Origin of the sequence: Mycobacterium sp. Aquia_216 (genome assembly GCF_026723865.1) — a bacterium.
GTDB lineage: Bacteria > Actinomycetota > Actinomycetes > Mycobacteriales > Mycobacteriaceae > Mycobacterium.
Genome location: NZ_CP113529.1, coordinates 4432302 through 4454126 on the forward strand (window position 1 = coordinate 4432302; position 21825 = coordinate 4454126).

The 21825-nt window shown below is 67.9% G+C and carries 12 protein-coding genes; 1 reads left to right on the top strand and 11 read right to left on the bottom strand.

The genetic code is table 11. The features are described 5' to 3' along the window. Positions 1 to 13 precede the first annotated feature (13 nt). Positions 14 to 1159 (bottom strand): molecular chaperone DnaJ, encoded by a 1146-nt coding sequence (dnaJ, locus tag OK015_RS20785; protein ID WP_268125847.1) that lies wholly within the window; start codon positions 1157 to 1159, stop codon positions 14 to 16. A 59-nt stretch (positions 1160 to 1218) separates the two neighbouring features. Then, positions 1219 to 2250 carry a heat-inducible transcriptional repressor HrcA gene (hrcA, locus tag OK015_RS20790; protein WP_268125848.1) on the bottom strand — a complete coding sequence of 344 codons (1032 nt, stop codon included), beginning with the start codon at positions 2248 to 2250 and terminating at the stop codon, positions 1219 to 1221. A gap of 155 nt (positions 2251 to 2405) precedes the next feature. Here hrcA and OK015_RS20795 point away from each other — a divergent pair, with 155 nt between their 5' ends. Further along, on the top strand, positions 2406 to 2747 hold the full coding sequence (locus OK015_RS20795; RefSeq protein ID WP_268125849.1) for a type II toxin-antitoxin system VapB family antitoxin: 342 nt from the start codon (positions 2406 to 2408) through the stop codon (positions 2745 to 2747). Between the two features lie 117 nt (positions 2748 to 2864). Here OK015_RS20795 and OK015_RS20800 read toward each other — a convergent pair whose 3' ends face one another. The 9 genes from OK015_RS20800 to OK015_RS20840 form a co-directional block, all read right to left on the bottom strand. Then, a complete protein-coding gene (locus tag OK015_RS20800) occupies positions 2865 to 3362 on the bottom strand; it encodes a hypothetical protein (RefSeq protein ID WP_268132947.1) in 498 nt (165 codons plus the stop codon). A gap of 62 nt (positions 3363 to 3424) precedes the next feature. Then, positions 3425 to 3943 (bottom strand): hypothetical protein, encoded by a 519-nt coding sequence (locus OK015_RS20805; RefSeq protein WP_268125850.1) that lies wholly within the window; start codon positions 3941 to 3943, stop codon positions 3425 to 3427. A 160-nt stretch (positions 3944 to 4103) separates the two neighbouring features. Then, positions 4104 to 4331 (bottom strand): MbtH family protein, encoded by a 228-nt coding sequence (locus OK015_RS20810; protein ID WP_268125851.1) that lies wholly within the window; start codon positions 4329 to 4331, stop codon positions 4104 to 4106. Then, entirely contained in the window at positions 4328 to 5608 is a 1281-nt protein-coding gene (mbtG, locus tag OK015_RS20815) for an NADPH-dependent L-lysine N(6)-monooxygenase MbtG (protein ID WP_268125852.1), read from the bottom strand. Before mbtG ends, OK015_RS20810 begins: the two co-directional genes overlap by 4 nt. Further along, the gene (locus OK015_RS20820; protein WP_268125853.1) at positions 5605 to 10074 is read right to left on the bottom strand and encodes an amino acid adenylation domain-containing protein; all 4470 of its coding nucleotides are present in this window, start codon (positions 10072 to 10074) and stop codon (positions 5605 to 5607) included. Before OK015_RS20820 ends, mbtG begins: the two co-directional genes overlap by 4 nt. Next, a complete protein-coding gene (locus tag OK015_RS20825) occupies positions 10071 to 16685 on the bottom strand; it encodes a non-ribosomal peptide synthetase (protein ID WP_268125854.1) in 6615 nt (2204 codons plus the stop codon). Before OK015_RS20825 ends, OK015_RS20820 begins: the two co-directional genes overlap by 4 nt. 1 nt (position 16686) lies before the next feature. After that, positions 16687 to 19743: a mycobactin polyketide synthase MbtD gene (gene mbtD, locus OK015_RS20830; protein ID WP_268125855.1), complete on the bottom strand. Its 3057-nt coding sequence runs from the start codon at positions 19741 to 19743 to the stop codon at positions 16687 to 16689. Next, the gene (locus tag OK015_RS20835; protein WP_268125856.1) at positions 19743 to 21086 is read right to left on the bottom strand and encodes a beta-ketoacyl [acyl carrier protein] synthase domain-containing protein; all 1344 of its coding nucleotides are present in this window, start codon (positions 21084 to 21086) and stop codon (positions 19743 to 19745) included. The genes mbtD and OK015_RS20835 overlap by 1 nt, the downstream gene beginning before the upstream one ends. After that, positions 21079 to 21819, bottom strand: a complete 741-nt coding sequence (locus OK015_RS20840; RefSeq protein WP_268125857.1) for a thioesterase II family protein — start codon at positions 21817 to 21819, stop codon at positions 21079 to 21081. The genes OK015_RS20835 and OK015_RS20840 overlap by 8 nt, the downstream gene beginning before the upstream one ends. Positions 21820 to 21825 lie beyond the last annotated feature (6 nt).

Here is a 21825-nt window from a genome sequence, read left to right on the forward strand (position 1 = left end):
CCAAAGACCGTGGCTAGCGCCCGGTGAAGGTCTCGCGCAACCGGCTGAACAGCCCGCCGCTCCCGTTGTGCGCCGAGCGGACCTCGGGCACGTCGCGGCTTCGACGGGTCTTCAGCTCACGCAACAGTTCGCTGTCGTGGTTGTCCAGCCGGGTGGGAACCACCACCTCGATGTGGACGTGCAGATTGCCCCGGGTGGCCGACCGGAGCTGCGGCATCCCGTGGCCGCGCAGCGTGATGATCGAACCCGGTTGCGTGCCAGGCGGAATGGCGATCTCGCTCACGCCGTCCAGGATGGCGTCGACGCTGATCGTGGCGCCGAGCGCGGCGTCGACCATCGGCACCGAAACGGTGCAGTGCAGGTCGTCGCCGTCACGGACAAAGATGTCGTGGGCCTGCTCGTGAACCTCGACGTACAGGTCACCGGCCGGCCCTCCCCCGGGCCCGACCTCACCCTGCGCGGCCAGCCGAACCCGCATACCGTCGCCGACACCGGCGGGAATCTTCACGCTGATCTCGCGCCGGGCCCGGACCCGGCCGTCGCCCATGCACTGATGGCACGGATCGGGGATGACCACGCCGACGCCGCGACAGGTGGGGCACGGCCGCGACGTCACCATCTGGCCCAGCAACGAGCGCTGCACCGATTGCACCTCGCCGCGACCACCGCAGGTGTCACACGGGATCGGCGCGGAATCGCCGTTGGTGCCCTTGCCCTGGCAGCGGTCGCACAACACCGCGGTGTCGACGGTGACCTGTTTGGTCACGCCGGTCGCGCACTCTTCCAGGTCCAGCCGCATCCGCAGCAGCGAATCCGAGCCGGGCCGGACCCGGCCGATCGGACCGCGAGACGTCGCCCCCCCGCTGAAGCCGCCGCCGAAGAAGGCCTCGAATACGTCGCCCAGACCGCCGAAGCCGCTAAATCCGCCGGCAGCGGCCGCGTTCTCCAGCGGGTCCCCGCCGAGGTCGACGATCCGGCGTTTCTCGGGATCGCTCAGCACCTCGTAGGCGACGCTGATTTCCTTGAACTTCGCCTGCGCGGCCTCATCGGGGTTGATGTCGGGGTGCAGCTCGCGTGCCAGCTTCCGGTACGCGCGTTTGATCTCCGCATCGCCGGCGTTTCTGTTGACGCCCAGCAGCCCGTAATAGTCGCGTGCCACGCCTGACCTTTCTTGCGCCGCGCGTTACGCGGCTGTCCTCAAACTCTGCGGGTGCGCGCTCATCGAGCACCCAGGACTTCGCCAATATAGAGAGCAACCGCGGCTACGCTGGCGATAGTTCCCGGATAGTCCATCCGCGTGGGTCCCAACACGCCCATCCCGCCGTACACGGTGTCAATGGTGCCGTACGCGGTAGACACCATCGACGTGCCGGCCATTTGCTGGGCCTCCGTCTCGTGGCCGATGCGCACCGTCACCTTGCCGGCCTCCTGCTGGGCAGCCAGCAACCGCAGCACCACGACCTGCTCCTCGAGGGCCTCCAGAATGGAGCGCAGCGAACCACCGAAGTCCGCGGCGTTGCGGGTCAGGTTGGCGGTGCCGCCCATCAGCAGGCGCTCCTCGGTGTGCTCCACCAGCGACTCCAGCAACACCGTCGCCGAACGGCCGATCGCGTCGCCCAGGCCGCCGGCGCCGCCCAGCTGCTGGGCGAGGTCGGCCACCGCGACCGAGGCCACGGCCAGCTTCTTGCCTTCCAGCGCCTGGCCGAGGATCTCCCGCAGCTGGGAGAGCTGGTGATCGTCGATGACGTCGCCGAGTTCGACGATGCGCTGATCCACCCGCCCGGACTCGGTGATCACCACCATCAACAGCCGCGCCGGAGTCAGTGCGATTACTTCCAGATGCCGAACCGTCGACGTCGACAATGTCGGGTACTGAACCACGGCCACCTGACGGGTCAGCTGAGCCAGCAACCGCACCGCCCGGCGCAAGACGTCGTCGAGGTCGACACCGGATTCCAGAAAGCCTTGGATCGCCCGCCGCTCGGCCGACGACAACGGCTTGACGTCGTCGATCCGGTCGACGAATTCGCGGTAGCCCTTCTCCGTGGGCACCCGCCCGGAGCTGGTGTGCGGCTGCGTGATGTAACCCTCGGCCTCCAGCACCGCCATGTCGTTGCGGATGGTGGCGCTGGACACGCCGAGATTGTGCCGGTCGACGAGCGACTTCGAACCGATGGGTTCCTTGGTGGCGACGAAGTCGGCGACGATGGCGCGCAGCACCTCGAAGCGACGGTCATCAGCACTGCCCATTGGTTCCCACCTCCTTGATCGCGTTCATTTTACGGTCTCACACGACACACTGACTTCCTTGCGCGAGCGTCCCCCGCGCGCTGTCGTTTACCGTGCGGCTAGCCTGTTCACCAGGTGTCTGTGGGCCTCGACGACGCATCGGAGACGATCCGCCAATGATTTTCAAGGGCGTACGCGACGGTAAGCCCTACCCGGAACATGGGCTGTCTTACCGGGATTGGTCCCAGATACCGCCGCAGCAGATCCGGCTCGATGAATTGGTCACCACGACCACGGTGCTGGCCCTGGACCGGCTGCTCTCGGAGGACTCCACCTTTTACGGCGATCTATTCCCGCACGCCGTGCGGTGGAAAGGCATCATCTACCTCGAAGACGGCCTGCATCGTGCGGTGCAGGCCGCGCTGCGCAATCGCACCGTGTTCCATGCTCGGGTGTACGACATGGACGTACCGCTGAGCCAGCAAACCCAGGGATCGGGTTCGACCTTCGGGCAGTGACCGGTCACGTTTGCCCGTCGCGGGGTCTCGACGTAGCGAGGGCCGGCTGGTCGCCGCGATCGACGTCCTGGCCGACCCGGAGCGCGTCGCCCGGCTCGACCTGAGCGCCGTTTCCGGCTAGCTCGTCGCCGTCGCCGCCTGTATCAGGGCGAGCGCGGAATCGTGCTGCAGGATCCAGTTGCCACCCTCGTTGACGAACGCGAGGTTCTTGGTGACCGGCCCGGCGAACTTCGGGCCCGCGATCGCGACGTCGGCGGTGGCCGCATTCGGGCCGGCCGGCTGGATGTTCGTCACGGTGAAGGTCTCCGGGAAGTTCCCGTTCCGGTAGGCCTTCCGCAGGTCGTGGTCGGCTCCGTGGCCCTCATCGGGGCTGATGCCGCCCTGGACCAGATTCTGCTTCGTCGTATACGACACACCGGCATCGGTGACCTGGTTTAAGAGGTTCACCAACTGGTCCGGGTTCGGCAGGTTTTGGCCCGGCGGGGGCGGGGGCGGCGGCGGGTCCTGCGGCAAGGGCGCGCCGACCGCCGCCAGTTGCACCTGTGTCATGGGCGATGCGACGGAAGCGATGCCAACGGCCGCGCCGCCGATGACGGCCAGCGCCGCCACGCTCATAGCTACGGATTTCACGGTTCCCCCTTCTGGGCCCTTCGTTGCGCCAACCTGCCAGATGTTAGTCAGTGTCCGGCCGCTTGCAGTAGCTCCATCGCCGAGGAGCGCGACAATATCCAGCTGCCCTGGTTGATGAACGTGACGTTCTGCATCACCGGGTTAGGCAGCTTGGGGCCCGACACCGCGACGTTCGCCGTTGCCGTACCGCCGGGGCCCGGCGCGATGTTGGTGATATTAAACGTCAAGGGCAGGTCGCCGTTTTTGGCCGCCTTCTGCAACTTGTGGTCGGCCAGGTGTGCCTCGGTCCCGCCGATGCCACCTTCGACCAGATTTCCCTTGTTGGTGAACGACACGTTGGGGTCGGCGAGGGTGTTGAGCAGCCCGGTTAGCTCATCGGCAGTCGGGACGCCGGCGGCGGGAGCCGGGGCGGGCGGCGGCGGGTCTTGCGGCAACGGCGTGCCGACCGCGGTCAGCTGCAGCGTGCTACCAGCCGGAATGGCCGCAATCGAGGTGACGCCGAGGGCTGCGGCGCCCAGCGCGCCGAGCGCCGCCACACTAGTGGCGATGGCTTTGACGGATTTCATGATTCCCCCTTCGAAGTGCAGCGACGTGACGGAATGTCACCCACACCGCCCACCTGGTGTAGATGGTGTGGTTGTGCACCTTGGGACAGATGCTACGCGCGATCACACCGACTAATCTGTGCGCAACCTGTGTAGCAGCCCAGAATTTCGGGTTTGCTGACTAGCCCGCCGACCGGGTTCCGGCGAGAGAATCACGCAGAGTCTTGGGCCGGATGTCGGGCCAGTTCTGCTCGACGTAGTCCAGGCACGCCGCCCGGGTCGCTTCGCCGTACACCACGCGCCAGCCCGCCGGAACGTCGGTGAAAGTAGGCCACAGACTGTGCTGCTCCTCGTCGTTGACCAGGACGAAGAACGTGCCGTTGTCGTCGTCGAAAGGGTTAGTGCTCATCGCTTCTCCACCATCGTTTGGTATTTGGACAAATTCGCAGGACCGACCCAGGACCCCAACACCCGGTCCGAGAGCAGGCCCAGACAGCTCAGGTTGGGAAATCCGGGCCCCTGGGTGAGGCCGGACAGGTTGGGCAGGAACAGCCGGGGGGTGACGTCAGTGAGGGACAGGTCGTAGCCGATCCCCTCCTGCAGGCGATCGGAGGCCAGCGGTCCGCCCAGCCCCAGCTCGAGGGTGTCGAGCGCATCCTGGCTGAACAGCGAGGTGAACCAGAGCGCGTCGGCGCCGGAGCCGTCGATGACGAGGTCGAAACCGTGCACCGTTTCCAGGTTCTCGCTGAACCGGTTGGTGGACAGCGTCAGCCGGATCTGCCCGTCGCGGCCCACCGCGTGGGCGACGCGGCCGCGCAGGTGGCGGATACGGTCATCGGCCAGCAGGGCCTCCTGCACGTTCGCCGAGAACACTCCTCGATCGGTGCGGGCCAGCGCGTCGCGACGCTCGTCCAGCGTCAGGGCGGTCCAATCGGTGGGATCGGAGAACAGCGAGTTCTCGAAGAAGCTCTCGCCGCGGGTGAACAACGTCACCTGGGGCGAAATGACGGTGATCGTCGAAACCCGGTGCCGGAAGAGCTCGTTGAGCATCGAGGCGGCCGTCTCGCCGCCGCCGATCACGGCGACTCGCTCGGCGGTGATCCGGTCGTGGCCGGCGGCACGGTCCCAGAACTGGGCGATCGACATCATTCGCGGGTTGCCGGGCAGCAGCGATTTCTCCGCCTGGCCCGGCCCGGTGATCATCAGCGCGTCCGCGTGCACGGTGGTCTCGTGGGTGTGCAGTGCCCAGCGGTCACCGGCGACGCCCAGTCCGTCGACCTCGCCGTGCACCACTAACATGTCGACCTGATCGGCGACCCAACCCAGGTACTGGCTCCACTTACGGTGCGGCGGTGCGGGTCTGCCCCGGTCGATCCACTCAGCGAACGACGCGGTCGCGATCAGATAGGACTGCCAGCTGTACCGCGTCATCAGCTCGTCGAGTTCGCCGTTGCGCCGCGGCACCAGCGCCGACCGGTACGGAAACCCGACATCCTTTTCCGGGCTGGTACCCAGCCGGTGCGCCCCGTCGGTCCAACCGCCGCTCGCCTGCCAGTTGGCCCCGACTCCGGTGCGTTCGACGGCGACGACGTCGGGGACCTCGACACCCATGTCGCGCAGCGCCTTTGCCTTGGCGGCCACGGCCACCGCCTTGGCGCCGGCGCCGAGAATCGCTAGCGTGCTCATGTCACCACCTCCCGAAGTGATTCAATCCAAAGTTGTTGTAACGCAGAGATATCCGCATCATCGAGAATGTCGGGCAAGGCGCGCCACTGGGCGGCCAGGACACGTTGCCCGTCATACGTCAACACGGTGGCCATAATCGTAAGTTCGTGCCGTACCGCCAGATTCGGTTCCGGCTGCGGCGATACGCCGGCGAGCAGCCCGCGCTCCGGCATCAGCACGGTGCCGCCTCCGGTATGGGCCGCGCCGAGATAGTTGAGCAGCAACTGTGGGTCGGGCAACGCCGCCAGGCGCGCGGCGGTGTCCGTCCGCAGATAGCGCAGCAAGCCGTAATCGAGTCCGTCACCCGGGATGGCGGCCAACTGCTCCCCCACTGCTCGCGGGTCGGCCGAGGCGACCCGCACCGGGTAGATGGAACTAAGCAGTCCGATCGTGTCGCCGGTGTCGACCGTGTGCGCGCCGGGCTTGTCGACCAGACTGTCTGCGCGGCCGTGGGTTTCCAGCGCCAGCAGCGGCGGCGGCGTGGTTTGGTTTCTTCCCTGACGCCAGCGCGTCACTGTCGCCGCGGTGGCCGCGACCAGCAGGTGGGGCAACGGCAGGCCGGAGTCCAACAGCCGGCGGGTGATGTCCGCGTCGGTGGCGACCATGCGAACGATCAGATCGCGGGCCCGGTCGCGGGCCGGATCCACCCGTCGGGCACCGAGATTGGGATCATCACCTTCGAGCTGAGCCGCCCAGAACGGTGCGGTGTCCAACTGGTCGGCACGCTCGGCCAGCGCACCGGCCCAGCGCCGGTAACTGGTGTGCTCGCGGACCGGTGCGGGCGAGTGGCCGGTCCCCAACGCCCGTAGGGCAGCGTCGAGTTCGCCGAGAACCACCCGCCAGGACGCCGGATCCATCGCCAAAACGTGGGCGGCCAGCAGCAGCACGCTTCCCCCCGTCGGGGGTCGAAGCCACACGGCGGCCAGCAGCACGCCCCGTTCGGGGTCAAGCCGGTCGACGGCCTGCGCGACGTGCCCGGGGACTACGGCTTGCAGATCGCCGCTGACCGCCACCTCGTTGACGAGCTCCCCGACGGTATCGGTGGCCGGCGTCGGGACCAGGGTCATCCTGGCCCGGTCCAGACGAGCGCGCAGCACTTCGTGCCCCGCCACGATGCTGGCCAGCGCCGCATCCAGTTGCTCGCGGCTGACGTCATCGGGCAGCCGCAGCGCCTCGGTCTGCGCCAGCCGGCGAGCCTCGCCGTATTCGTAAAGCCAGCGGCCGTTGGGCAGCACCGGCATAGGCCCGAATTCTTCCTCGACATCCGTTGCGGCAGCGGACTGTTCGGAATCGATCGCCTCGGCGAGTTCTCGCACGTTGGCGCATTCGAGGATGAGCCTGGCGCGCAACGCCATACCCCGCGCCCGCGCCGCCTGCACCACCGACAACGCCATGATGCTGTCCAGGCCCAGCTGCAGGAAGTCCGCGGTCACGTCGACGCCGGGTCCCCCGCGAGCGGGTGGTGCCCCCAGGTGCAGGATCTCCGAAAGCACTTCGGCCAGTGCGGCTTCCGTGGGCGTCTCGGGCTCGGCCCCGGCGGAGCCCGCGACATCGGCCGCATCGAAAGCACTCAGCGCGGCCTCGTCGAGTTTGCCGTTGGCGGTCAGCGGGATCTCGTCGACCGTGACGATGCGCTGCGGAATCATATAGCGCGGCAATCGGGTACCGAGCATGCCGCGCAGCTCGGCCGCCGACGGTGCAGGCGCCGCATCGGCGATCACCACGTAGGCGGTCAGCCGCGCGACCGCGCCGCGCTTGCGCACCAAGACGCCGGCGTGCTGGACCGCGGGGTGGGATTCGAGGGCGGCGGCGATCTCGCCTGGTTCGACCCGGTAGCCCCGGATCTTCACCTGCGCATCGGCGCGCCCCACGTACTGCAGTGCGCCGTCCGGCCCCCGACGCACCACATCGCCGGTGCGATACATCCGCTCGCCGGTGGCGAACGGATCGGCGACGAATCGGTGGCTCGTCTCCCCCGCGCGGCCGAGATAGCCGCGGGTCAGTTGCGCGCCGGCCAGGTAGAGCTCGCCGGTCGCGCCGATGGGCACCGGTCGCAGCGCCGAGTCCAGCACGTACCCGCGGGTCTGCCGGGTCGGCCGTCCGATCGCCGGCTCGTCGTACTCCGTGATGACGGCCACCACTGCCTCGACGGTGGTTTCGGTGGGGCCGTAACAGTTGTAGGCCCGCAACCCGGTTCGGGCGCACTCGCCGCGGATCAGGGCCCACGCGGAGCTGCCGAGCGCTTCCCCGCCCAGCGCGAGCACCGCCAGCGGAACCGTGGTGAGCAAACCGCACGCGGTGAGTTGGGCAAACATCGACGGCGTGGTGTCGATCATGTCGACACCGTGCTCGGCGATCGCCCCGACGAGTGCCTCGGCGTCGGTCTGGGTCCGCTCGTCGACGACGTGCACGCTGTGGCCGTCCAGCAGCGCGACCAGCGGCTGCCAGGCGGCGTCGAACGCAAACGACCAGGCATGCGCGATGCGCAGCGGCCGAGACAGCCGGGCGGCGGCGGGTCGCAACACGCTATCCAGATGATCGTCGGCATACGCGCCGACAGCCGCGTGAGTTCCGATGACGCCCTTGGGCTCTCCCGTAGTACCCGATGTGAAGACGACATACGCGGCGTGCCCAGGCGGCACCTCGACCGGGCGGAAGTCGGGGCCACCCTGGTCGCCGGCGCCCAGCAGTTCCGCGGCCAGCCCCTCGTCCAAGACGATCGACGCCCCGGTTTGGCGAAGAATCGACTCCACCCGTTCCGGCGGCAGCCCCGGCTCCATCGGTACGCACATGCCGCCGGCCTTGAGCACCGCGAGCATCGCGACGATGTACTCCGGGCCGCGGAAAAGCCTGATGGCGACTGGGGTTTCGGGCTTCACCCCGCGCTCCGCGAGCCGGGCCGCAAGCCCGTTGGCGCGCGCGTCGAGCTCGCGGTAGCTCAGCGTGCCGCCCGCCCAGCTGATCGCGACATCGTCCGGCGCTTTCGCCGCGACCTCGGCGAACCGGGTGTGGATGCCGAGCCCCGGTGGGGCCGCCACAGCTGCGGTGTCCAGCGCGACGGCCTCGTCCTCGAAGAGGACGCTGACCTCACGAAGCGGCCGCTCCCAGCCCTGCAGCAGGCGTTCGGCGGCGGTCAGCACTCGCCGGCCCAGCCGCTCGGCGCTGGTGGCACCCAGCGCGCCGTCCAGTACCTCGACCAGCACCACCAGTTCGCGCCCCTCCATGTGGGCAGCGACCGCGATCGGGAAGTGGGACAGGCTCTCCAGTGCGGATGGCCGGAATGACGCACCGCCAGCGGTTAATTCGCCGCCCGCGACCAGCCCGTCCATCGGGAAGTTCTCGTAGACCAGCAGGGTGTCGAACATCTCGCCCACCCCGCCAAGCGCACGCAGCTGTGCATGACCGAGATAACCGTGCTCGCGCAGCAGTGCGGCGTTGCGCTGCACCGCGCGACATTGTTCGCCGACGCCGGCGGCCGGATCGAGCTGGACCCGCATCGGCACGGTGTTGATGAACAGGCCGATCATCGTCTCGACGCCGGCGAGTTCGGGCGGCCGGCCCGAAACGGTTACCCCGAAGACCACGTCGTGAGTATCGGTAAGCCGCGACAACACCAGCGCCCACGCCATTTGCATCAAGGTGTTGACGGTGATGCCACGCGACCGGGTGCCGTCGACCAGTCGCTCGGCGCCCTCGGGCGGCAGCCGCAGTTCGGTCGTGCGCGGCAAACCCGCCTGCTGCCCGTCGGCCAGTTCGGCGGAGCCGAGCGAAGCCGACAGCAAGGTGGGGCCCGGCAGGCCGGCCAGGTGCTGGCGCCAAACCTGTTGACTGGCCACCGGATCGCGGCTCGCCAGCCACCCGATGTAATCGCGGTACGGCCGCGGTTCGACAGGCAGCGCCGCGAGATCTCCGCCGGCGCCGTACAAGATCATCATCTCGTTGACGAACACCGGCAATGACCAGCCGTCGATCACGATGTGGTGGGCGGTGATCACCAAACGCCATCGCGCGCTGGGCAATTCGACTAGCAGGAAACGGATGGCGGGACCGCGTTCCAAATCGAACGGTCGCCGTCGTTCGCCAACCTCCAGCGCCTGCACATCTTCGGGCGAGTCGGCCTTGACGAGTTGCCACGGCAACTCGACCCGGGACGGCACGATCTGCACCGGACGCGCAATCCCCCGGCTGAAGAAGCTGGCCCGCAGGTTCGGGTGTCGCGCCAACATCTTTGTCGCGCAGGCGTGCAACAGCTCGACGTCGAGCACACCGGAGATGTCTGCGGCCATTCCGATCATGTACGGATCGTCGGCCGCTTCGCCCTCGACGAATTCGGTCAGCGCGCTCAGCGAATACAAACCCTCCTGCAGGGGGCTTAACGCCATCACGTCCTCGATGTCCGGTGCGACATCGGTTTTGGTGGCGGTCATGACGTCCCGTCACGCGACGACGACCACAGTTGCGTCACGGCAGCCAGATCGTCGGCCGACAGACCGGATGCGGCCATCGGCTCGAAGCGGGTATCCGCCGGCTCGTCGGTCTGCTCGCTGTCGGTCTGCGCGTCGCCCAGGGCATCCAGGGCGGCGGCCAGCTGCTGCACGGTCGGATGCTCGAAGACCATCCGCGGGCTGACCGCCAGGCCGGCCGCGCGGGCCCGCGACGCCAGCTGCACCGAAAGGATGCTGTCACCGCCGAGGGCGAAGAAGTCATCGAACCGCCCGACCTCGGGCGTCGACAGCAGTTCGGCGAACACCTTGGCCAGGGCCCGCTCGGTGTCGGTGCGCGACGGTTCGATCTGGCCGCTGGTGCTGACGGCCGGCTTGGGCAGTCCGGGCCGATTCAGCTTGCCCGAGTCTGTCTTGGGCATCGCCTCGAGCACCGTCAACGACGAGGGCATCATGTATCCCGGCAGCGTCGTCGCGATCGCGGCACGCACCGCACCCGCGAAGGCCGCCTTCTCGGCGTCGTCAACGATCGGCTGTTGCGGCACAACATATCCGGCCAGCGAGACCCCGCCGTGCACCTCCCAGGTCCGAGCCGCCGCCGCGGCCACGCCGTCAGCGGCCGCCAGCGCGGACTCGACCTCGGCCAACTCGACGCGGAAGCCACGCACCTGGACCTGATGGTCGGCACGGCCGGCGAACTCCAGCTCGCCGTCCTCGGTCCACCGGGCCAAGTCGCCGCTGCGGTACAGACGCGACCCGGGTTCCAGCGCATACGGATTGGCCACGAACCGCGTTGCGGTCAAACCGGCCCGCTTCCAGTAGCCCCGGGCCAGCTGGTCGCCGGCGTAATACAGTTCGCCGACCACACCGACCGGCACCGGACGCAGACCATCGTCGAGCAGATAAGCCTCCGCACCCGGTACCGGCCTGCCCACAAGCGGATTCGGCAGGCCGAGCAGCCCGCGGGACACCGCACCGGAGGTCTCGGTGGAACCGATGTTGTTCAACAGCTGGATCTCCGCGTTGTCGGCGCACGCGGCCGTCAGCCGCTCCAGCAGCGACGCGCTCACCGGCTCACCACCGCAGACCAGGCGTGACAGCGAGCGCACCACATCCGGCCGGCTGTCTACCAGCGCGGAGACCAGGCTGGGCACCGCGGTCACCTGCGCCACCGAATGCCGATCCATCAACGCCCCCAGGGCTTCGGCGTCCCGGTGCTCGGCATCGTCGGCAAGGATCATCGTGGCCCCCGCCGCCAGGCCGGCCAGCAACTCCATACCCCCCTCGAGGAAGGTGATGGACGCCTGTGCCAATCGAATGTCGTTGGCGCACGGCGGGTAATGCCGCAACTGCCAATCCAGCCGGGCCGACATGGACCGATGCGTGCCGACGGCGCCCTTTGGTTTCCCGGTAGATCCAGACGTGAACACCAAATACATCGGGTCGTCGGGGTGCGGCAGGTCCTGGGTCGGTGACTCGGCCGCGTCGGTGTTCTCCACGACGGCACGCACCTGCGGGTCGTCCAGCGAAATCACGGCAACCCCAGGCACCTCCGGCGTGCTGTCGGCCGCTTCGGCCGTCGCCAGCAGCACTGGCGGCTGGACATCGTCGAGCATGAATTGCTTGCGCGCCAGCGGATAGCCGGGATCGATCGGGAAGTAACCACCGCCGGCTTTCATGATGGCCACCAGGGCAACCACCATGTCGATACCGCGTCGTGTCGAGAGCCCGACCAGCGATCCGGGTTTCACCCCGTGCTCGCGCAGCAGCGCCGCCAGGTTGTCCGAACGGCGGTGCAGTGCGGGGTAGTCGATCTGCTCACTACCGCAGCGCACCGCGATGCGGTCGGGTCCCCAATTCCGGCTGGGGCCAAGTAATTCCGGGATGGTGCGGGGTCGGTCGTGTGGCGCCCGGGCACCGCGGCTCCACTCGTCGAGGATGCGGTGCTGCTCGTCGGCGTCGATCACCGCAACGTCGCGCAGAGTCTGGTCGACGTTGTTGGCGAACTCGGTGACGATCCGGGCCAGCCAGCCGGCCAATCGCTCGATGGTGGACCGGCTGTACAACTCGGTACGGAAGATGACGTTGCAGTTGTACCCGGCACCGTCGGTGCCGTCGCTGCCCAAGAAGTTGACACTGAGATCGGCATGCGCCATGTCGAAGACGGGATCCAGCGACGTGCACACGGTGTCCTCGCCGCCGTCGCGCCCATCGGGCCCCACGTCGATCACCCGGGTGGCGGGTAGTTGGTCGCGGACGTGCACCACCACCTGGAACAGCGGGTTACGCGACAACGAACGCACCGGGCTGACGCTGTCCACCACCCGGTCAAACGGCAGATCCTGGTGGGCGTAGGCGGCCAAAGCCGTCTCCCGGGTCCGGGCCAGCGCTTCGCGCAGCGTCGGATTGCCGTCCAGATTGTTGCGCAGCACCAGGATGTTGACGAAAAAGCCGATCAATTGGTCTAATTCGGCTTCGGTACGTCCGGCTACCGGGGTGCCCAGCGGGATGTCCACACCGCTGCCGGCCTTATGCAGCACCACGGCGACGGCCGTTTGCAGCAGCATGAATTCGGTGATGCCCAACTCGCGGCACAGCTCGGCAAGCTTGCCCCGGGTGGTCGCGTCGATGCTGAAGTCGACGGATTCACCCGCGCCGCTGGGCACCGGCTGGCGCGGGAAGTCGGGCCGCAGCCCGGTGTCCTCCGGCATCCCGGCCAACTGCCGGGTCCAGTAGTCCCGCTGCTCGCTGGCAATCGCGGACTCCTGACCACCGGCGTCGCCCAGGAACGCGCTCTGCCAGGCCGCGTAGTCGGCGTACTGCACGCGAAGCGGCGCCCAGGACGGAACCTCTCCGCAGCGCCGGGCCCGATACGCGGTGAGCACGTCGGCGAACAGCACCCCTGCCGACCAGTGGTCGGAGGCGATGTGGTGAACCACGAACGACATCACATGTTCGCCAGCGCCCGTGCGCAGCACCGCGATCCGAATCGGCCGTTCGCTATCGAGTTCGAAGCTGTGCCGACGCTCCGCGTCGAGTTGTTCGGTCAGCCAGGCTTCTTTCTCCTCGGCAGCGCCGTCGAAGGCGGCGCGGCGGACCGGCAGATCACCGACCGGATTGACCACTTGGTAAGGGACACCGTCGATTTCGATGTAGCTCGTGCGCAGGATTTCGTGGCGGGCGACGACGTCGCCGATGGCGGCAATCAGCGCCTCGATGTCCCACGGCCCGGTCAGCTTCGCGGCGAAGGGAATGTTGTTGACCCAGCTGGGCCCGTCGATGCGGTACGCGAACCAGCTACGCAGCTGCGAAGCCGACAGCGGCTGGGGATACCTCCCGCCCGCGGGGGACGGTTCGTCGTGAGCGGTCGCGACGAGTTTCGGTCGCGACCGTGCGCGCTCGCCGGAGCGCAGCTGGTCGATCCGCTCGGCCAGCAGGCCCACCGTCCCCAACTCGAAGACGTCGCGGATGCCGAGCTCCACCTCACAATCCGAGCGGATCGCGGTGACCAGTTTGGTGGCCACCAGTGAGTGGCCGCCCAAGTCGAAGAACGAGTCGTCGACACCCACTCGGTCGTGGCCGAGCAATGTGGAAAACAGTGCGGCGATCCGGCGTTCGGTGGGCGTCGTCGGCTCGCGGTATTCGGCGCCGGCCGCGATCTCCGGTTGCGGGAGCGCGACACGGTCGATCTTGCCGTGCGCCGTGATCGGGATCTCGTCGAGCACGACGTAGCCGGCCGGAGTCATGTAGTCCGGCAGCGCCGCGGCGACCCGGGCGCGAATACGTTCGACGTCAACGGATTCGGTGCCGCAGTCCGGGGCCGGGGTTATGTATCCGACCAGGCTCTTGCCCAGCCGCGGCAAATCCACGGCGAGCACGACTGCTTGTCCGACGCTGGGGTCGACCGAGATCGCGGCGGCGATCTCGCCGAGCTCGATGCGGAAGCCGCGTATCTTCACCTGCTCGTCGGCGCGGCCGACGAACTCGATGTCTCCGTCGCCGTTGCGGCGGGCCAGGTCCCCGGAGCGGTACATCCGCCCGCCCGCAGTGAATGGGTCCGCGACGAAACGTTCGGACGTCAGTCCCGGCCTACGGTGATACCCGTGCGCGACATGTGTTCCGGCGATGTAGATTTCGCCGATCACTCCCACCGGGACCGGCTGCAGCGCATCGTCGAGCAGATGCACCTGGGTATTGATCTTGGGTCTGCCTATCGGCACGATTCGGGAGCCCTGCGTGCCCTGCACCGGGTAGCTGGTGCAGTTGACGACGGTCTCGGTCGGTCCGTAGAAGTTGTACAGCAGCGCGTCGAAGGTGGCGTGGAACTTGTCGGCGATCTCGCCGGGCAGTGCCTCCCCGCCGATCGGGACCCGCCGCAGGGTGCGCCACTGGTTGACACCCGGCAGCGACAGGAAAAGACCCAACAGCGACGGCACGAAATGCATCGAGGTGATGCCTTCGCGGCTGAGCAGGTCGGTCAGATAGCCGATGTCGCGCAACCCGTCGGGCCGTGGAATCACCAGTCGGGCGCCCATGATCAGCGTGCCGAAGATCTCGCCCATCGACACGTCGAAGCTAGGCGAAGCAACCTGCAGCAGCGATTCGGTTGCGTCGACTTGGTATTCGTCACCGAACCATACGAAGTACTCGGCGATCGGCGCGTGCGGCACCGGAACACCCTTGGGCAACCCCGTCGAACCAGAGGTGTAGATCAGATAGGCGGTGTTGTGCGGGCTCAGTGGCCGAATCAACTCTGCGGGCGCGGTGACAGGGTAGTTCGACAAGCCGGCAACCGGTTCGCGGAGAACCAGTTTGGCGTCCGCATCGCCCAGGATGAACGAGATTCGATCCTCCGGATAGGTGGGGTCCACCGGCAGATAGACCGCGCCGGCTTTGAGGATGCCCAGCGCCGTGATGACGAGTTCGGGCGACTTGTCCAGCAATAGCGCGACCCGATCTTCGGTGCCGACGCCTTGCTCGATCAACCAGTGCGCCACCCGGTTCGACTCTTCGTCGATCTCGCGATAGCTGTAGTTGCGACCTTCGTAGCCGACGGCAATGGCATCGGGCGAGGCAGCCGCACGCCGGCTGACCAACTCGGGCAACGTGGCAGCCGGCGTGCTGAACTCTTCTCCCGTCGACACCTGGCGCAGCCACTCGGCGTCGTCGTCGCTCATCAGCGCGCACGCGGACAGCGCCGCGTCGGGGTTGCTCAGCGCATTGTCCAGCAAGACGACGTAGTGCCGCAGCAGCTGTTCCACCAGCGGGCGATCCAGCACCTCGACCAGGTACTCGGCCTCGACCACTCCGCCGCCGTTCGGTGAGCGCTCCAGCTCCACCATGAAACTCAGTGGCAGCTGGTTGAAGTGACCGCGCAACTCGCCGCGCTCACACCGCACGCCCGGCGGGCAGAAGCCGGCGCCGTCGCCGTCGCGCTGCCCGAAGCTCACCCGGGTCATCCGGTCCGCGCCGTGTCGGCGATCGGGATTGGATTCGCGCACCAGCCAGTCCAAGTCGGCGCGCGAGTGCGCGAAGGCGCCCACGGCGCTGTCACGAGTCTGGACCAGCAGTTGCCGGAACGTCTGGCGGGAGTGCGGTTGTAGCCGAAGCACCACCGTGTTGCCGTAGTAGCCGATGGCATCCTCGGTCCCGACGCCGCGATTGAGCACCGGGACTGCAACCAGGAAGTCACTCGACTGCGTGTAGCGCTGCACCAGCGCGGCGAAGGCGGACATCAGGACCATGTAGGGGGTGGCGCCGGTTTCCCGGGCCAGTGCCGCCGCCCGCTCGACAACCTCAGCCGACAACTGCGCCGTCGCGCGCTGCGCGCGCCAGGAACTCGGCACCACCGAACCGTTGGCGCCCGGAAGCTCAAGCGGTTCCGGGAGATTCGTGATCAGCGGCCTCCAGTAGTTCGCATCCTCGTCGTGACTGGGGGCGTCGGCGAAAGCCGGCTCGACCACGGGTGCCGGCGCGGCCGGCGCCGCCGCGAAACCGTCGGGGTCGGTGTACGCGCGCGTCAGGTCGGCGAAGAAAGGCGCCCACGACCCGTCGTCCCACGCGATGTGATGCGCGGTGATCAGCAGCATCAGCTCGTCGGCCGACAAGCGCGCCACGGTGACGCGCAGCGGCGAATCCTTGGCCAGGTCGAAGGGGCGGGAGAAGTCCCGCTGCGCGAGCACGTCCAGCCGCAACCGCCGGGACTGATCGCCCAAGGCGGACAGGTCATGTTCGGCCCAGTCCGGCCGCAGCCCCTCGCGGATCACCGGATACGGGTAGCCGTCGGCGTCGGTCTCGTAGGTGGTGTGCAGGACCGGGTGACGCGCGGCTACGGCCTCGACCGCATCGCGCAGGCGTGCGACATCGACGGTGCCGGTAACGCGATACGAGACACAGATGTTGAGCAGCGCGCTGTCGGGGTCGACCGACTGCACGAACCACATCCGGTGCTGACCGCCGGACATGCGCGGCTCGTCGTAGGTCGCCACGGATCCCTCGGCCGCGGGCCTGGCCAGGCCACGTTCGGCGATCTTGCGGCGCAATAATTCCAGCCGCTGTTCGTCGAGCCGGGCGCTGGCACCGGAGGTTTCAGTCACGCTAGGAGTCCAACCTTTCTAGCATCGCGAGCGTCGAGTGTTGCGCCCCGTTCGGAGCGGCGGTGGCTGCCAACCTCGGCGGTGCCTTCGGCCCGCCGGTGGCGCCCAACGCGTCGATCAATTCGTGCACGGTGATGCCGCCGAGCATCCGGGCCACCGGAACCGAGCCCCCCACCGTCCGGCGCAGCCGTTTACGCAGATCGAGCGCGAGCAACGAGTCCACGCCCAGGTCGATCAGGGACGCACTCGGGTCGATCGATGACGAATCACCCAAATGTAATGTCGCGGCCAGCTCGGCGCGTACCACGTCGGCAAGCGGTTTCGTGGCGGAGCCGTTCTCACTCTCGGGACTGTCGCTGCTGCCCGGTCCGCTGAACGGCATTGGCATTCCCTGGCTTTCGAAGAAGACCGCGAGCCGATCGAAGTCTGCGTCGAAAATCAGGGGATCACCGTCGTAACGGTACAGGCTGGCTTCTATCGCCAGTTCGGGGTCCATGGCAATCAGACCGGACCGCTCGGTGCGGGTGATCTCGTTGGCCGCCACCACCCCGGCGGCCTGCCACAGTCCCCATCGAACCGCCATGCAGTCCCGGCCCCCGGCACGCAACTGGCCGGCCAGCACGTCGAGCATCCGGTTGGATGCCGCGTAAGCCGCGTGGTTGTAGCCGCCCCAGACGCCGAACACCGACGAGCAGGCCAGAATCCGGCAGTCGGGCTGCGCCGGCCAGACCTCGGCCAGCAACGCCAGTCCGCGAACCTTCGCGTCACATACCTCTGCCACATCCGTACCGGTAAGGTCCTGGCGCGCAACCGCTTTGGCGATGCCTGCGGTGTGGATCAGCAATGACGCACCGGGCCCGGCATATTCGGCGGCGGCAGCGGACAACGCGGCACGGTCGGTGATGTCGCACCGCGGGGCGTGGACCACCGCATCATGGTTTTCGGCGAGGTGCGCCAACGTGTCCGGGTCAACACCGTTGCGGCTCAAAAGGGTAACCGTCCGCGCGCCGTGCTCGATGCAGTACCGCGCATACTGCAGGCCGATGGCTCCGCTGCCGCCGGTGATCACCACATTGTCCAGCGCAGCCGCATCCAATGGACGGCTGGCTGCCGATTCGCGGCACTCCCGGAACGTCCGGACATAGCGCCGGGTCGATTCGGGACCCCGCAACGCGATCTCGGCCCCCTCGCCGAGGAACACGTCGACGACCGCGGCGGCGGTCTGGACGTCGACGTCTCGGCTGGCGAGGTCCAGGTGCCCGAAGATCTGGTCCGGGAATTCGAAGCCGACGCTGCGATGCATCGCGGCCAACGCCGCCTGTGCCGGGGAGACGTTCGGTTCCTCGGAATCGATCTGTTCGGCACCGACGGTGAGCAACCAGACGGCCCGGCATCGTGGGCCGATGACCGCCGCATAGTCGGGTAGGCCCGCATCGGCCCGGCCCGCGATCTGCTCGATCGCGGCAAGCGCATCCAGCTGGTCGAGTTCCGGGGCGATCACCACGACGATTTCCGCCTCGCCCAGCGGCACCGCCCGACAACCGTCGTGGGTGGAAACGGCGTCGATCAGTCGCTGGGTCAGCGCACCCGCAGCCGCCTCGCCGAAAAATCCGATGGCACAGTCCGTTGCGCTGGACGGGGTCGGTGACGTCACCTGCTGCCAGTCCTCGACGGCAGCGGTAAGCACTGGAGCTGCCACCGTGTCGGTCAGCGGTTCCGGTGTCGCCCAGAGATGCACCGCTCGCATCGGCGCGTTTGGGAACCTCGGCAGCGGCGCTTGGATTCCCTCCGGAATGGCGTTGGCCCACGGGCTGCCGGGGTGAGCGGTCGCGACAGCGGCGATGTTCGCCGATAGCGAGTCGGTGATGGATTTGTCGCGGTGCCCCGATCCGACAATCACGGCCGACTCCTCGTCGACGATGTCGGCGAGCGGATACAGCAGCGACGGGTGCGCGGACAGCTCCACGAACGTGTCGACTCCGACCTTCTGCGCGTACCGCACGGCCCGGTCGAAGCGTACTGTGCCGCAGAGGTTCTCATACCAGTACTCGGAGAAGTCGATGTCGCTTCCCACCTCGGTGCCGAATGTGGAGCCGACGAACCGCACGTCGCAGCGCCGGAAGGCCGAGTCGGGCATCATTTCGATCAGCGGCGTACGCAACTGCCGCAACGCACTCGTGTGGCCCGGGTAGTCGACGGACAGTTGATGAGTGAAGATGCCCCGGCGCCCCGCCAGTTGCACCGCGGCGGCGACGGCGTCGTGGTCACCGGACACCACCGTCGACGACGGCCCGTTGACCGCCGAAACTTCCAGCCAGCCAGGCGCATCGGCGAGCACGGACTCCGCCTCTTCGAGGCCGACCCCCAGCACCGCCATCGCGTACCGGCCGGTGAGCCGATCGACGACGGTAGCCCGCGCGCCGACCAAAGCGACCGCGTCCGACAGCGTGATCGCCCCGGCCACATATGCCGCCGCCACCTCGCCGAGGCTGTGCCCGATGGTGATATCGGGAACCACCCCGAAGTCTCGCCATGCAGCGGCCAGACTGACTGCGTGCGTGAACTGTGCACCCTGAATCTGCGTGCGCGACCAGTTCTGCTCCAGCTCGCCCACCAGGTAAGGCAGCGGTGACGACAACCCGGCCGCGACGAACGCCTGCCCACACTCGTCCGCGATCTCCCGGTAGGCCCGCAGGCACCGGTAGGCGTCGGCTCCCATCGCCTGCCATTGATTGCCCTGGCCCGGGAACACGAACGCGATGTGCGGAGCCGAGGACTTCGCGGACCAGGTGATCAGGGGGTGTTCTTCGTCGCGGGCGAGCGCGGACAAGCCGTCGACGAGCTCGGTACGGTCTGCCGCCCGGACCACCGCGCGGTGACGTCGCACCCGCCGCAGCCGCAGCAGGGTCGACGCGACCGCCGCCGCCACATCCGGTGCGGCGCCGCCGCTGCGGTCGAGGTAGTCGAGGATGGCCACCGCATCCTGGCGAATGAGCACTCGGTCGTGCGAGGTGAGTAGCACCGGGACACGACCGTCGGGCAACACGTGATCGAGCACTAGGCAACCTCTGGCACGGAAACGATCAGATGTGCGTTGGTGCCCGCGATCCCGAATGCCGACGCCACGGCTGTCCGTTGTCCGGCGATGGCCGGCCACGGCGTCAGGCTCTGCGCGAGACGCAAACCTTGTCCTTCCCAGTCGATTTCAGGGCTGGCTTCGGTGGCGTGCAGGGTGGCCGGGATGGCGCCGTGTTCGGCGGAGACCAGGACTTTGGCCAGTCCCAGTGCGCCGGCAGCGGCCAACGAGTGACCCACGTTGGACTTCACCGATCCCAGCAGAGCTCCGGTGCCGGGTTCGGTGTCGCCGTAAGTCTCTGCCAGCGAGCGCAGTTCGGTACGGTCGCCGAGTCGGGTACCGGTGCCATGCCCCTCGACCATTCCCACTTCCTCGGGCTTGATCCCGGCTTGGGTGATCGCCCGGCGGAACAACCGGATCTGCGCGTCCTCGCTGGGGGCGGACAGGCCGGCGCTGCGGCCGTCCTGGTTGACGGCGGTGGCGCGGACTTCGGCCACGATCTGCCGGCCGTCCCGGATAGCGGCCGATTTACGTTGCAGCACAAACATTGCCGACCCCTCTGCCCATACGGTTCCGCTGGCCTGCGCGCTGTAAGGGCGGCAGTAGCCGTCGTCGGAGAGGGCATGTTGTTTGGAGAACTCGACGAAGAAACCGGGCGATCCCAACACGTTGACGCCGCCGGCCAGCGCCAGGTCGCAATCGCCGTCCCGCAGGGCGCGAACCGCAACGTGGAAGGCCACCAGCGCCGAGGCACACGAGGAGTCGAGGGTCAACGCCGGACCGGTCAGTCCCAGCGTGTACGCGACCCGGCCGGAGATCACGCTCAGCGCCGTCCCGGCGAGCAGATGGCCACTGTGCCGGGAGAACTCGGCCATCTCGGGGCCGTACCCCGTCATGGACGCGCCGACATAGCAACCCACGTCGTGTCCGGCAAGGTCGTCGGGGTTGATCCCGCTGTTCTCCAGCGCGCGCCAGGACACCCGCAGCGTCACCCGCTGCTGCGGGTCCATCGCGATCGCCTCGCGAGGCGAGATGCCGAAGAACTCAGGGTCGAATGTGGCTGCCCCGCTGAGGAATCCACCGCGATCATGGATCTGCTTGAATCCGCTCCGACGTGATCCGGCGAGCAGGTCCTCGACCGACCAACCACGATCGGCCGGGAACGGGCCGAGCGCCTCACGGCCGTGCGCCAACAGCTCCCAGTAGCTGTCGGCGGTGTCGATGCCCCCGGGCGCTTCGACGGCCATCCCGACGATCACGACCGGGTCGGTCTCGTCTCGTTCCAGGACTGCTTCAACGTCGTGCTGGAATCCCTTGTCAGACATTGTCATTCACCTGGGCCGCAATCGCGTCGACATGGTCGTAGACGTAGAAGTGTCCGCCGTCGTACAGCGACAACTCGAAGGACCCGGCGGTGTGCCGTTCCCACTGCCGCAGCACATCGATTTCAATGCGGTGATCGTCGCGGCCGCCCAGCACGTGGATGTCGGTGCCGATCCGGATGTCGGGCCTGGGGTCGTAGCGATTGAACGCCTGATAGTCGGCGCGCATTGCGGTGGTGAGCAGCTCGGAGAACTCTTCGTCGGCAAGCAGTTCGGGATCGGTGCCACCCAGGTCGGCGAGCTCAGCGAGCACTCCGTCATCGCTGGTCGGCAGCTCGGGCATGTCGGCGACGACGCACGGTGGCGGACCCGCCGAGGCCCACAGCTTCTGCACGGCTACGTCGTGCTCTTCGGCCACCCGGGCGAATTCGAATGCCACCACGGCGCCCATGCTGTGCCCGAACAAGCGCAACGGCGCGACGTTGCGCCAAGGGCCGGCCGCAAAGAGCCCCAGGGCAAGGTCATGCACGGTCTCGTGGGCAGGCTCGGCGAGCCGGTCGGCGCGCTGCGGGTACTGCACGATGTAGGTGTCAGCACCGGCGGCCAGCGCGGCACCCAGCACCCGGTAGCTCGCGGCGGCAGCCCCGGCATGCGGGAACACCACGGTGGCGCCCACCGGCGGCTTTTCACCACGCCCCGGCACGAGCTTGATCCAGGACGGAAATGTTGAAGGCATGCTGAT

Bases quoted from the DNA above. Each gene is read 5' to 3' on its own strand.
- hrcA (WP_268125848.1), bottom strand. From the start codon at position 2,250: ATGGGCAGTGCTGATGACCGTCGCTTCGAGGTGCTGCGCGCCATCGTC.
- OK015_RS20795 (WP_268125849.1), top strand. From the start codon at position 2,406: ATGATTTTCAAGGGCGTACGCGACGGTAAGCCCTACCCGGAACATGGG.
- OK015_RS20800 (WP_268132947.1), bottom strand. From the start codon at position 3,362: ATGAGCGTGGCGGCGCTGGCCGTCATCGGCGGCGCGGCCGTTGGCATC.
- OK015_RS20805 (WP_268125850.1), bottom strand. From the start codon at position 3,943: ATGAAATCCGTCAAAGCCATCGCCACTAGTGTGGCGGCGCTCGGCGCG.
- OK015_RS20810 (WP_268125851.1), bottom strand. From the start codon at position 4,331: ATGAGCACTAACCCTTTCGACGACGACAACGGCACGTTCTTCGTCCTG.
- mbtG (WP_268125852.1), bottom strand. From the start codon at position 5,608: ATGAGCACGCTAGCGATTCTCGGCGCCGGCGCCAAGGCGGTGGCCGTG.
- OK015_RS20820 (WP_268125853.1), bottom strand. From the start codon at position 10,074: ATGACCGCCACCAAAACCGATGTCGCACCGGACATCGAGGACGTGATG.
- OK015_RS20835 (WP_268125856.1), bottom strand. From the start codon at position 21,086: ATGTCTGACAAGGGATTCCAGCACGACGTTGAAGCAGTCCTGGAACGA.
- OK015_RS20840 (WP_268125857.1), bottom strand. From the start codon at position 21,819: ATGCCTTCAACATTTCCGTCCTGGATCAAGCTCGTGCCGGGGCGTGGT.